General features: G+C 42.8%; 15 protein-coding genes and 1 pseudogene. 12 read left to right on the forward strand and 4 right to left on the reverse strand.

Translation table 11 applies throughout. The features are described 5' to 3' along the window. From K1J09_RS08145 to K1J09_RS08195, 12 genes and pseudogenes are all read left to right on the forward strand, one after another. Positions 1-445, forward strand: a 445-nt coding sequence (locus tag K1J09_RS08145) for an Asd/ArgC dimerization domain-containing protein (RefSeq protein WP_263281564.1), incomplete at its 5' end; no start/stop codon positions are given. 17 nt (positions 446-462) lie between these two features. Then, positions 463-1,656 carry a bifunctional glutamate N-acetyltransferase/amino-acid acetyltransferase ArgJ gene (argJ, locus tag K1J09_RS08150; protein ID WP_002929858.1) on the forward strand — a complete coding sequence of 398 codons (1,194 nt, stop codon included), beginning with the start codon at positions 463-465 and terminating at the stop codon, positions 1,654-1,656. An 11-nt stretch (positions 1,657-1,667) separates the two neighbouring features. After that, entirely contained in the window at positions 1,668-2,405 is a 738-nt protein-coding gene (gene argB / locus K1J09_RS08155; protein ID WP_223323387.1) for an acetylglutamate kinase, read from the forward strand. Between the two features lie 2 nt (positions 2,406-2,407). Next, positions 2,408-3,550: an acetylornithine transaminase gene (locus tag K1J09_RS08160; RefSeq protein WP_223323483.1), complete on the forward strand. Its 1,143-nt coding sequence runs from the start codon at positions 2,408-2,410 to the stop codon at positions 3,548-3,550. Between the two features lie 192 nt (positions 3,551-3,742). Continuing rightward, positions 3,743-3,832 (forward strand): annotated as a pseudogene (locus K1J09_RS11890) (helix-turn-helix transcriptional regulator); the annotation flags it as partial. 113 nt (positions 3,833-3,945) lie between these two features. Beyond that, complete coding sequence (locus tag K1J09_RS08165) at positions 3,946-4,131, forward strand: aspartyl-tRNA synthetase (protein WP_223323389.1); 186 nt, start codon at positions 3,946-3,948, stop codon at positions 4,129-4,131. A gap of 18 nt (positions 4,132-4,149) precedes the next feature. Then, positions 4,150-4,359 carry a helix-turn-helix transcriptional regulator gene (locus K1J09_RS08170; RefSeq protein WP_125434102.1) on the forward strand — a complete coding sequence of 70 codons (210 nt, stop codon included), beginning with the start codon at positions 4,150-4,152 and terminating at the stop codon, positions 4,357-4,359. A 97-nt stretch (positions 4,360-4,456) separates the two neighbouring features. Beyond that, positions 4,457-5,221, forward strand: coding sequence for a DUF3169 family protein (locus K1J09_RS08175; protein WP_002897932.1), 765 nt, complete (start codon positions 4,457-4,459; stop codon positions 5,219-5,221). A gap of 28 nt (positions 5,222-5,249) precedes the next feature. Continuing rightward, positions 5,250-5,792 carry a DUF3267 domain-containing protein gene (locus K1J09_RS08180; RefSeq protein ID WP_002897931.1) on the forward strand — a complete coding sequence of 181 codons (543 nt, stop codon included), beginning with the start codon at positions 5,250-5,252 and terminating at the stop codon, positions 5,790-5,792. Further along, positions 5,789-6,490 (forward strand): CPBP family intramembrane glutamic endopeptidase, encoded by a 702-nt coding sequence (locus tag K1J09_RS08185; protein WP_223323390.1) that lies wholly within the window; start codon positions 5,789-5,791, stop codon positions 6,488-6,490. Before K1J09_RS08180 ends, K1J09_RS08185 begins: the two co-directional genes overlap by 4 nt. Before the next feature lie 21 nt (positions 6,491-6,511). Then, entirely contained in the window at positions 6,512-7,165 is a 654-nt protein-coding gene (locus K1J09_RS08190; protein WP_125346917.1) for a CPBP family intramembrane glutamic endopeptidase, read from the forward strand. A 161-nt stretch (positions 7,166-7,326) separates the two neighbouring features. Further along, the gene (locus K1J09_RS08195; RefSeq protein ID WP_223323392.1) at positions 7,327-8,244 is read left to right on the forward strand and encodes a diacylglycerol/lipid kinase family protein; all 918 of its coding nucleotides are present in this window, start codon (positions 7,327-7,329) and stop codon (positions 8,242-8,244) included. Between the two features lie 111 nt (positions 8,245-8,355). Here K1J09_RS08195 and nrdF read toward each other — a convergent pair whose 3' ends face one another. The 4 genes from nrdF to nrdH all read right to left on the reverse strand — a co-directional run bounded on the left by nrdF (position 8,356) and on the right by nrdH (position 12,311). Further along, complete coding sequence (gene nrdF, locus K1J09_RS08200) at positions 8,356-9,315, reverse strand: class 1b ribonucleoside-diphosphate reductase subunit beta (RefSeq protein ID WP_002896021.1); 960 nt, start codon at positions 9,313-9,315, stop codon at positions 8,356-8,358. A gap of 49 nt (positions 9,316-9,364) precedes the next feature. Continuing rightward, positions 9,365-9,751: a hypothetical protein gene (locus K1J09_RS08205; RefSeq protein ID WP_223336025.1), complete on the reverse strand. Its 387-nt coding sequence runs from the start codon at positions 9,749-9,751 to the stop codon at positions 9,365-9,367. A 21-nt stretch (positions 9,752-9,772) separates the two neighbouring features. Next, positions 9,773-11,932 (reverse strand): class 1b ribonucleoside-diphosphate reductase subunit alpha, encoded by a 2,160-nt coding sequence (nrdE, locus tag K1J09_RS08210; RefSeq protein WP_223323395.1) that lies wholly within the window; start codon positions 11,930-11,932, stop codon positions 9,773-9,775. A gap of 160 nt (positions 11,933-12,092) precedes the next feature. Next, the gene (nrdH, locus tag K1J09_RS08215; RefSeq protein WP_002897920.1) at positions 12,093-12,311 is read right to left on the reverse strand and encodes a glutaredoxin-like protein NrdH; all 219 of its coding nucleotides are present in this window, start codon (positions 12,309-12,311) and stop codon (positions 12,093-12,095) included. Between the last annotated feature and the right edge of the window lie 52 nt (positions 12,312-12,363).

A 12,363-nucleotide genomic window follows, 5' to 3' on the forward strand; every position in this document is an offset into this window, starting at 1 on the left:
AGGGATTGCAGCAGATTCAGTTTTCAACTTCCCTCATTCCGCTCAATCGTGGCATCGTGGCGACAGTTTACAGCAAGATGAGGGATTGCAGCAGATTCAGTTTTCAACTTCCCTCATTCCGCTCAATCGTGGCATCGTGGCGACAGTTTACAGCAAGTTGAAGGAACCTTTGACTCGGGAAGAACTGACTGCTATTTATCAGGAATGCTATCAGGACAAGCCGTTTGTCCGTATTCAAGCAGCTCTGCCGAATTTGCACCAGGTTGTCGGTACTAATTATACAGATATTGGTTTTGACTATAATCCTGTGACAAATATTTTAACTGTCGTGGCCGTGCTGGATAATCTGATCAAAGGGGCTGCTGGTCAAGCAGTTCAAAATATGAATCTGATGCTGGGCTTTCCTGAAACAGATGGCCTGCTCAGTCAACCGTCCTATGTCTAGATGAGAAAGGGTTAGATATGAAGATTATTGATGGAACGATTGCCAGTCCGCTAGGCTTTTCGGCTGACGGTTTACACGCTGGCTTTAAGAAAAAGAAGTTGGATTTTGGCTGGATTGTCTCAGAAGTGCCGGCCAGTGTGGCAGGAGTCTATACGACTAATAAAGTCATTGCTGCTCCGCTTCTAGTGACCAAAGCATCAATCCAAAAGAGCCAGAAATTGCAGGCAATAGTGGTTAATTCTGGTATTGCCAATTCCTGTACAGGCCAGCAGGGGTTGGACGCTGCCTATGATATGCAGCGATTGGCTGCTCAAAAGCTGAAGATTGATCCCGACTTGGTAGGTCTGGCTTCTACAGGAGTCATCGGTGAGCAGCTTCCAATAGATGCTCTGAAAAATGGTCTGTCACAGATTCTAGTGAGTGGCAAGGCAGAAGATTTTGCTGAGGCTATCTTAACAACGGATACTTGCACCAAGACCTGTATAGTCACAGAAGAGTTTGGCTCAGAGCTGGTGACTATGGCAGGGGTGGCTAAGGGATCGGGCATGATTCATCCGAATATGGCGACCATGCTGGCCTTTATCACCTGTGACGCTAATATTTCAAGTGCTACCCTGCAAGCGGCTCTCAGTCAGCATGTGGAGACGACTTTCAACCAAATCACGGTGGATGGAGATACATCGACCAATGACATGGTGCTAGTCATGGCTAACGGCTGCCGACAAAATGAAGAAATTCTGCCAGATACGGAAGAATTTGAAAAGTTTTCCAAGATGCTCCGCTATCTTATGGCTGACTTGGCTAAGAAAATTGCCAAGGATGGAGAGGGAGCAACCAAGCTGATTGAGGTCAATGTTCGGCATGCCAAGGATGAACAGAGCGGCCGTATGATTGCTAAGAGTGTCGTTGGCTCTAGCTTGGTCAAAACAGCTATTTTTGGTCAAGATCCCAATTGGGGCCGAATCTTAGCAGCTATCGGCTATGCGGGAGCAGATGTCTCGGTTGATGACATTGATATTTGGATTGAGGGGATTCCAGTTATGCAGGCTTCTAGTCCTGTGGCTTTTGACCCCGAGGAGACTAGTGATGCCATGGCTGGGGAGCTGCTGACCTTGACCATTGACCTGCACGATGGGGAAGCTGAGGCTCAGGCCTGGGGCTGCGATCTATCCTATGATTATGTGAAAATCAATGCCCTCTATAGAACCTAAGGAGAAATGCAATGAAAGATGTGATTGTTATAAAAATTGGCGGTGTTGCTGCGCAAAAGCTGTCTACTAAGTTTATCAAGCAAATGCAAGCGTGGATAGCAGCTGGTAAGAAAATCGTGGTCGTTCACGGGGGCGGTCTGGTCATTAACCAGCTTATGAAAGAACGCCAGCTGCCTACTCGCAAGGTTAAGGGGTTGCGGGTGACAGCTAAGTCTGACTTGCCTATCATTGAGCAAGCCTTGCTAGGTCAAGTCGGCCGGACGCTGACACAAGAACTGAACGACTCAGATATTGAAAGCCTTCAGCTGGTTTCACATTTGGGGAAGACAGTTTCGGCAGATTTTATCGATAAAAACCTCTATGGCTATGTCGGTCAGGTGAAGGCGATTCAAACTGCCTATCTAGAGCAGCTGCTGGCTGCGGACATGGTCCCGGTGCTGGCTTCGCTGGGGGAAAATGACTCTGGTGAGCTCTTAAATATCAATGCAGACTATCTAGCTGCGGCAGTTGCTAGCAGCTTGCAGGCAGAGAAGCTGATCCTGATGACAGATATAGAAGGAGTTTTAGAGGATAAAAAAGTCCTGCCTCAGCTTCTGACCAGTCAGGTGTCCAAGAAGATTCAGACAGGTGTCATTAAGGGCGGCATGATTCCTAAGATCGAGAGTGCTGTTCAGACTGTGCTTTCCGGTGTCGGACAGGTTCTGATTGGTGATAATCTTTTGACGGGCACCTTAATAGCAGAGGGATAATGATGACTTATTTATTTGAAAACTACAAGCGGGCGCCTATTGAGTTTGTTAAAGCAGAGGGCTCCTATCTGCTTGACAGTGAGGGAAAGGCTTATTTGGACTTTTCATCAGGGATTGGTGTAACCAATCTTGGCTTTAACCCGCAGGTCCAGCAGGCTTTGATCCAGCAAGCAGGGCGCATCTGGCACAGTCCCAATCTCTATCTTAGCTCTCTGCAAGAGCAGGTGGCTCAGGAACTGGCTGGTTCTTATGATTATTTGGCTTTTTTCTGCAATAGCGGAGCAGAAGCTAATGAAGCAGCTATTAAGCTAGCTCGCAAAGCTACTGGCAAGCAAGGCATTATCACTTTTCAGCAATCCTTTCATGGTCGGACCTTTGGCGCTATGGCCGCAACAGGACAGGATAAGATTAAGGAAGGATTTGGTGATGGGGTGCCCCATTTCAGCTATGCGGTTTACAATAATTTGGCCAGCGTAGAAGACTTGGTCAATCAGGATACTGCAGCTGTCATGCTGGAATTGGTCCAAGGAGAATCAGGAGTTCGTCCAGCAGAAGCAGCTTTTGTCAAAGACTTGGCTGATTTTTGCCGACGAGAGGAGATTTTGCTGATTGTTGATGAAGTCCAGACAGGTATGGGGCGCACGGGTCAGCTTTATTCCTTTGAGCACTATGGGATTATACCGGATATTGTGACACTGGCTAAGGGTCTGGCTAATGGCCTGCCTGCTGGTGCTCTATTAGGAAAATCAAGCTTGGCTCCTGCTTTTGGACCTGGCAGTCATGGTTCTACCTTTGGTGGCAATAAATTAGCTATGGCAGCCGCCTTGGAGACCTTGCATATCATGAAAGAAGCGGGCTTTATGGAAGGAGTCAGGTCTAAGAGTGCCATCTTACTGGAGCAGCTGCAGCTTGCTTTTCAGGATCATCCAAAGATTTCTGCTGTTCGAGGTCTGGGCATGATGATTGGGATTGAAACAAGTGCCAGTCTGTCAAAGATTGTTGAAGCCGCTCGTCAGAAGGGCTTGATTATCCTGACGGCCGGAGAGAATGTCATCCGTCTCCTGCCGCCTTTGACTATCAGCAGGGAGGAAATCCAGCAGGGGATTGCTATTTTAAAAGAAGTATTTTCTCAAGTAGATGAATAAAGGAAAAGAGAGTGGGACAGAAATCGGTAATTCGTTAGAATTCGATTTCGTCGTCCCACCTCCGCACAGTTGAGTAGGGCTGTAAAAGCTGATGAAATCAGCGTAGTAGAGCCCACTCAACCACTGCGTCTTGCTCGACAATCCAAAGACAATTGAGAGGCTAGGACTTTTGTCCCAGCCTCTTATTTGTCTATGATAATGGCAAATTTGACAATGATTATTATTTTTTTGACAAATATACTTGTCAAAAAGAAAAGAATCTGTTACAATACTTTTGAACAGGAAATGGAGGGACGCTTATGAATGCATTCTTATGGTTCTTGCTTCCGATAACTTTTATGGTTTTTATCTTTGGGATTGATTCTTTAGAAAGAAAAAGAAAGGGGAACAAAACAATGTCACAATTTTTAAAAGAAATGATTGGAAAGAAGCCGACAATTATGAGCGAGTCAATTGGAACCAATAACTGGCTGGTAGTGGATGTGGATGAAGAATGGGTCAAGCTGAGCATGACAGATAAAAAAGGTCAGACCAAGACCAAGCTGATTCGTATTGAAGACATTCGGTCTATCGAGCTTTAGGAGAAGTGGGGGATTTTAATGAAATTAAGAAATCGACTCAAGGAGTTGAGGGCGCGTGACGGTCTCAACCAGACAGAACTGGCTAGGCTGGCCGGTGTTTCCAGGCAGACAATCAGCCTTATAGAGAGAGGCGAATATACCCCGTCGATTGTGATTGCCCTTAAGATTGCCCATATTTTCAATGAAAACGTTGAGAATGTCTTTCGGCTGGTGGAGGAAGCAGAATGAAGAACCAATTAAGATTCATTTCAACAGGAGCTAAAACAGTCCTTCAGCCTCAGCATTCTTGTATCATCTATTGTAAAAAAATAAAGGAGAAGAAGTCGTGAAAGAGCAAAAACGTATATCTACACAGAAAAGAGTTTTATATAATGTCCTTATATTTCTAGCTGGAGCTTTAATAGGTGGTCTGTCTATTTTGTTTTCTGAAACTGGTCTGCTAAAAAACATCAGTTGGTCGACTATTTTTTCTGTTCAACTGCTGCGCCAGCTAGGTAGGGCCAGCCTTATCATCCTCTATCCCTTGGTCTTTTTCTTGATTTATCGGACTCGTAAATACAATGAAGCCTATGAAAAAGAAGCAGATGAGGATAAGAATTATGAATGGTACCGGCTAACCTTTAAAAATCTGGAATATGCGACTATTGTCTTTAATATCAGCAGTGCTATCGTTCTTTTTACGATTTTAGTTGGAGTTGTTTTTATTGGAAATATTACTAATCATAAGAGCCCTCTTCAGTGGAGTTTTATAGATTATGCGATTGCCTTTCTTTATATTATTTTGCAAGTTGTCTTTTTAAAGACAGTTCAGAAGGTGCGGCACTATAAGCTATCAGCCTTTCCGACTACTGAGGAAATAAAAGAATTTGCCCTCTCTTATGATGAGTCAGAGCTGCAAGCCAATTATGAACAGTGCTATCTCATTCTCTTCAATGTAAATCAAAGACTTCTGCCAATCCTCTATATTGTTTTAGGAATAGTGGGAACTTTCACCCCCCTCAATGTCGTTTCCGGTTTTGTCGTCCTAGTGGTGATCCATATCTATATCAATCTTATGTATTATCCAATGGTAAGAAAATATTTCAAATAAGCTTATTTCCCGATGAAAGGCGGAAATTATGAAACTACTGAAAGAACTTGATTTTATCCATAATAAAAAGGTCAATCTGACTCTGAATATAACGGCTGTATTGCTGATCTTCCCTTTTCTAGCCCTCTTTACTTGGATTGCTATTCTGATGTATGGCAAGGGCAGCGAAGTTTTTCATTTCTTTGACTTACTCTACCTCCTTGTTCTAATGGTCATCCATGAACTAATCCACGGCTTTTTCTTCAAGGTCTTGGGAGATGAAAATACCAAGGTCAAGTTTGGTTTTAAGAGTGGCATGGCCTATGCGACCAGCCCAGGCAGTCGTTACAGTCGGAAAAGGATGCTCGTCATTATCCTGGCACCTTTCGTTTTGATTAGCCTAGCCCTGACCTTGATCTATGGCTTGCATATTTTAACTGCGGCTTCTTATATCGTCCTTGCTAGCTTCCATGCAGCTGGCTGTGCAGGAGATTTTTTCCTCGCTGCCACTATTCTCCAGCAGAAGGGAGATATTGCTGTTGAGGATACGGAAGTCGGTATCAATATTTATCAAAAGGAGAATACAAAATGAACAACTTCAAATCAACTGCTTTAGGACTTGTAAAATGGATAGGCTTAATTGCTCTTAGCCTCCTTATAAATGTTGCTCCGATGCTATTCTTAAGGCTCGGGAAGAGTTTACCTGTTTATGCAGAAATCTTATTGGTAGCCTTGTATCTGATTTTAGTTTTCCTGATTTTTCGTATCTTATGGCGGCGATATCAGAAGCGTGTGTCTGAAGAAAAGAAGAAATTCAAACTGTCTGGCAAGGACATCGGTTTTGCTTTTCTATTCTTTTTCCTTGCGAGAGTGGCTGCTATTGTCGGTGTTTATCTTAATCTTATCCTGAGCGGCAATTCCCAGACTAGTAATGACAGTGCTATACAAGGGCTGGGGGGGATGATGTCTTCGCAGCATATCTTCTTTGCCTTGCTCTTTGTTGCAACGATTGCCTTTATCGCTCCTATCATGGAAGAACTAATTTTCCGCGGTTTTGGTACTGCCTTCTTTTTCAAGAATAATCAAAAAGTTTTGCCTGCTATTGTGACTTCTGTGGTCTTCACCCTGCCTCATATCACTCAATTGACAGAGTTTCCAATTTATTTTGCACTTGGACTGGTTCTTTATTTATCCTATGCTCGTCGGGGGAATATAAAAGATTCCATGTTGGTTCATATCCTGAACAATCTCCCTATGGCTATAATACTGCTGCTAGCTATGTTTAAGTAAATCAATCTATAAGGAATCACTATGAAATTAAAAACTTTCTTTACTAATTTTGGCCTTTATATACTTGTCCTCTTGGCCTATTTCTATATATTTTCGGCTATAGTTCTCTTCACTATGGGTTCTCTGACAGGAGGAACTTCTCAACTATTGATTTTGCCGATTTTTGTTATACTTGCCAGTCTCTATTCTTTTGCCATGTGGAAATGGTACCAGAAAGATTTGAAACTGGAAATCAAAAATACCAAGCTGACCAGTTCTATCTGGCTTCCCAGCGCCCTCTTGCTTGCTTTTATCATCTTCCAGCAGCTCGTTCCTATTGAATCTTCTGCCAATCAGAACACTGCTGTAGAGTTGATTCAGCAGCAGCCAGCCTTTGCCTTCCTATACATGGTAATCTTTGCTCCTATTCTTGAGGAGTTGCTGACACGAGGATTTTTGGCTAAGTTTCTCTTTCCTGACCAAAATAGTTTGGCGAAAATCCTGCTCTATTTAACTGTATCTGCCAGCTTTTTCTCTCTTCTGCACATGCCGGGCAATCTAGTCCAGTTTCTGGTCTACTTCATCTTGGGAGCAATTTTCGGCCTAGGCTATCTAGCCAAGAAGGACCTACGTTACTCAATGGGGCTACATTTGGCCAATAACCTCATTGCCTTTGTTCTCATTGTCTTCTTTTAATAGAAAAACTAAATATAAGACAGCACTTCTAAAGTTAGGCAGAAAAATCTAACGCAAGAAGTGTTTTTCTGTAAAATTGAGTTTAAATACCAAACTGCTTTTCTGGTCTCTCGAAAGCTAGCAGTTTCAAATAGTTGTGAAAGTGTTTTCCAGATGGTATAATGAGCTATCAAATGAAAAGAGGTTTCCTTATGTCTAAAGTCCTATTAATTGTCAACCCTAGTTCGGGAGGCGAAAAAGCCAAGTCCTATGAAGACTTGGCAAGGGAAAAGCTAGCAGAATGTTTCGATGAGGTAGTGGTCAAGCATACTGAAAAAGGCGGAGACGCAGCAGCTTTTGCTAAGCAAGCAGCAGAAGACCATTATGATAGCGTCTTTGTCATGGGTGGCGATGGAACTGTCAATGAAGGAATCAGTGGTCTGGCTGAACTAGACTATCGTCCGACTTTTGGTTTCTTTCCACTTGGTACGGTCAATGACTTGGCGCGTGCTCTTGGCATTCCTCTAGATGCTGAAGAAGCCATACAGAATCTGGATATCAATAAAGTCAAGCCACTTGATATCGGCAAGATTAATGACCAGTATTTTATGAATGTGGTTGCCATTGGAACTATTCCTGAGTCGATCAACAATGTAGATTCGGAGGACAAGACCAAGTGGGGCAAGTTTGCCTACTTTATTTCCGGTTTCAAGCAGTTGATGGATACTAGTTTTTACGAATTTCACTTGAAGATTGATGGAGAAGAGCGCACGATAAAGAGCAGTACACTCTTGATTGGCTCTACCAACTCAATCGGAGGTTTCGAGAGTATTCTCCCTGAAGCCACTGTCAATGATGGCTTGCTTCACCTCTTGTATCTTAAGGATAAAAATCTCTTGGACACCTTGGTTTCTGTGCCAGATTTGATTTCTGGTAATGGTGAGGAAAGTGATAATATCGAGTATCTGACCTTTAAGGAAATCACAGTTGAGTTGGCTGATGATAAGGCAGAGCTCAGCGTCAACGTTGACGGAGATGAGGGCGACCAATTGCCAGTAACGATTCGTGTCTTGCCATCTCACTTGAATGTGTATTGCTAATTATTTTGGGAAAATTAGAAAAGCTAGATGATATTTGCTTTATTTGTTTTCCTTGCTAGTTTAGATTACAAAACCCCTCTTTCCGGATTTTGGAAAGAGGGGTTCTTTGTCTTATAAACCGTAATTATAGTCGTCATCCTGCATGGCTTCAACTTCGCCCAGCAGGTAGCCGTTACCTACTTGAGAGAAGAAGTCATGGTTGGAAGTGCCGGTTGAGATGCCGTTCATGACGATAGGGTTGACATCGTCCGCTGAGTCTGGGAAGAGGGGATCCTGTCCCAGATTCATCAGAGCCTTGTTGGCATTGTAGCGTAGGAAGGTCTTGACTTCTTCGGTCCAGCCAACTGTGTCATAGAGGCTTTCAGTGTAGCCTTCTTCATTCTCATAGAGGGTGTAGAGCAGGTCGTACATCCATTCTTTGAGTTTTTCTTGCTCGTCTTCTGGTAATTCGTTAAAGGCTAGCTGGAACTTATAGCCGATATAGGTTCCATGGACAGACTCGTCACGGATAATCAGCTTGATAATCTCAGCAACGTTAGCCAGCTTGTTATTCCCCAGATAGTAGAGTGGAGTGAAGAAACCAGAGTAGAAGAGGAAGGTTTCCAAGAAAACGCTGGCTATTTTCTTTTCCAGAGCTGTACCGTTCAGGTAAATTTCGTTGATAATCTCAGCTTTCTTTTGCAGGTATGGATTGGTGTTGGTCCAGGCAAAGATTTCATCAATTTCTGACTTGGTGTTGAGCGTAGAAAAGATAGAAGAGTAGGATTTAGCATGAACGGACTCCATGAATTGAATGTTGTTGAAGACAGCTTCTTCGTGAGCTGTGCGGACGTCCTTGCGCAGGGCATCCACACCAGACTCAGACTGGAGGGTATCCAGTAGGGTCAGGCCACCGAAGACCTTGCCGACCAAGTCTTTTTCCTTGTGGGACAGCTTTCTCCAGTCATCCAGGTCATTGGATAGGGGAATCCGCGTATCCAGCCAGAATTGTTCAGTCAGCTTTTCCCAGGTGGACTTATCAATGACATCTTCGATAGCGTTCCAGTTAATGGCTTTGTAGTAAGTTTGCATTTAACATCTCTTTCTTTTGTATTTTGAAACAAACAAATATCATAAAAGGCTAATCTTTATTTAGTTGATAAAATTCAATATAAATTCTAAGTGGCGCGACATAGAGTGGAAGTATTTTTAAGTGTCTGAATAGTTCGTAAGGATTTAAAGTATCTATGGGTTGGTTGCTAATTTCTAATGTGTATAAAATAAATGCAGTACTTATAATCAATAAACTATTCAAAATTGATTTAGCGATTTTCACTTCATCATCCAAAGAGAATGATAATTTATTTTTAATCTTATTTAGAAGTATGAATAAAAAAACAGGAATTACAGATGATAAAACTAATCGAACAATTTCAGGTATAAAAAGGAAAAAATCCCAAGTAACAAAAATATAGTATACTGCAAAAATTCCCAAGTTTATTAATATTTTTAGAAATAGATTTTTCATTATTCTAAAATTCCAAATATTTTAAATCACACAGCTTTCACAATGGTTGGCACCTACTTCGCCCCCATCATCAGTGAAGGTGCGGACGTAGTAGATGGACTTGATACCCTTGTTGAAGGCGTAGTTACGCAGGATAGAAAGGTCGCGGGTTGTTTGCTTGCTTTCTTTTTTCCATTCGTAGAGTCCTTTAGGGATATCGCTGCGCATAAAGAGAGTCAGGGAAAGACCTTGGTCCACATGCTCAGTTGCGGCTGCATAGACATCAATAACCTTGCGCATGTCCATGTCATAGGCACTGGTGTAGTAAGGAATAGTCTCAGTTGACAGACCAGCAGCAGGATAGTAGATCTTACCAATTTTCTTTTCTTGACGTTCTTCGATCCGCTGAGTGATTGGGTGAATTGAAGCAGAAACGTCATTGATGTAGCTGATAGAGCCATTTGGCGCAACAGCTAGGCGGTTTTGGTGGTAGAGACCATCGGCCTTGACCTTGTCGCGCAACTCTGCCCAATCCTCTGCAGATGGGATAAAGATGCCTGCGAAGAGTTCTTTGACACGGTCAGACTTAGGTATAAATTCACCCGTCAGATATTTGTCAAAGTAAGTACCGTTAGCATAGTCAGATTTTTCAAAGTTATGGAAGGTCACACCACGCTCGCGAGCGATATTGTTAGACTCAACTAAGGTCCAGTAGTTCATGAGCATAAAGTAGATGCTTGTGAACTCTACAGCTTCTGCTGATCCATAGTCGATCAATTGTTGAGCCAAATAGCTGTGCAGTCCCATAGCTCCCAGACCAAAGGTATGAGCCAGACTGTTACCATTGTCGATAGATGGTACAGCAGTGATGTGTGAACTGTCTGTGACAAAGGTCAGGGCGCGTGTCATAGTCCGGATGGATTTTCCAAAGTCAGGCGATGTCATCATGTTGACAACGTTGGTAGAGCCTAAGTTACATGACACATCTGTTCCTAGGTGAAGATACTCTTGCGCATCATTCAAAAGGCTAGGCTCTTGTACCTGCAGGATTTCAGAGCAAAGGTTACTCATGATGATTTTACCGTCGATTGGATTTGAACGGTTAGCTGTATCAATGTTTACGACATAAGGATAGCCGGATTCTTGTTGGAGTTTGGAAATTTCTGTTTCTAAATCACGGGCCTTGATCTTGGTCTTAGTGATATTTGGATTAGCGACCAATTCATCGTATTTTTCAGTGATGTCAAGGTAGGCAAATGGCACGCCATACTCGCGTTCAACAGAATATGGGCTGAAGAGGTACATTTCTTCATTCTTACGCGCCAATTCGTAGAACTTATCTGGAATCACAACACCGAGTGAGAGGGTTTTAACCCGAACTTTTTCGTCAGCATTTTCTTTCTTGGTAGAAAGAAAGGCGATGATATCTGGGTGGAAGACATTGAGGTAAACAACCCCAGCTCCCTGACGTTGCCCCAGTTGGTTAGAGTAGGAGAAGCTGTCCTCGAAGAGTTTCATAACAGGCACAACCCCAGATGCAGCACCCTCATACCCCTTGATAGGCGCTCCAGCTTCCCGCAGATTGCTGAGGGAAATACCGACCCCGCCTCCAATACGAGACAATTGCAGGGCAGAGTTGATAGAGCGGCCGATTGAGTTCATATCATCGGTTACTTGGATGAGGAAGCAGGACACCAATTCGCCGCGACGAGCCCGACCAGCGTTGAGGAAGCTTGGTGTAGCTGGTTGATAACGTTGGTGGATAATTTCATTGGCAATATCCTTGGCAATGGCTTCATCTCCGTTGGCAAAGTAGAGGGCGTTGAAGAGTACCCGATCTTCCATGCTTTCCAGATAGTATTCACCATCATTGGTCTTCAATGCATACTGGTTGTAGAATTTATAAGCTGCCATGAAAGATTTAAACTTGAAATCTTGAGCATGGATAAAAGCAGTCAGCTCCTCGATGTATTCTGGAGAGTAGAGCTGGATAAATTCCTTTTCCAAATAGTTTTCTTCTATTAAATATTTAATTTTTTCTGTAATAGAAGAAAATTGCTTGGTGTTTGGCTCAACGTTTTCTTTAAAAAAAGCTTTTAAGGCTTCTTGATCTTTATGAAGCATAATCTGACCATTAACTGGACGGTTGATTTCGTTGTTGAGTCGGAAGTATGTCACATCCTCTAAATGTTTGAGTCCCATGTTTTCCCTTTTCTATATAAATAAGATAATTAGCTAGCGGAAAAATATCCGCCTTACAAAAGAAACGGCTCCTATGAGCATAGGAGCTGCAGTTTGCCCTGATATTCTGTCTTTTAGTTTATCTCCCGATCAAGGCGCACTGCCCTCAAAATAAACTACATTAAGACAGTTTTTTCAATTTACCAGGTTGGAAACCAGAAAATGCCTCAGTTGCTGTCTGAATCACAGGAGCAGCATTGAAACCAAGATCTTTGACATGGTCAATGAATTCTGGCTGTTCGTCCAAATTGATTTCGCGGTATTCTACATGATTAGTATCTAAGAAGCGCTTGGTCATTTTGCACTGAACGCAGTTGTTTTTTGAGTAAATAGTTACCATTAAAGATTCCTCTAAACTTTCATTTTTTTCTTTTAAATAATACGAACCTAGT

This window comes from Streptococcus sanguinis, assembly GCF_019928825.1.
Taxonomy (GTDB): domain Bacteria; phylum Bacillota; class Bacilli; order Lactobacillales; family Streptococcaceae; genus Streptococcus; species Streptococcus sanguinis_L.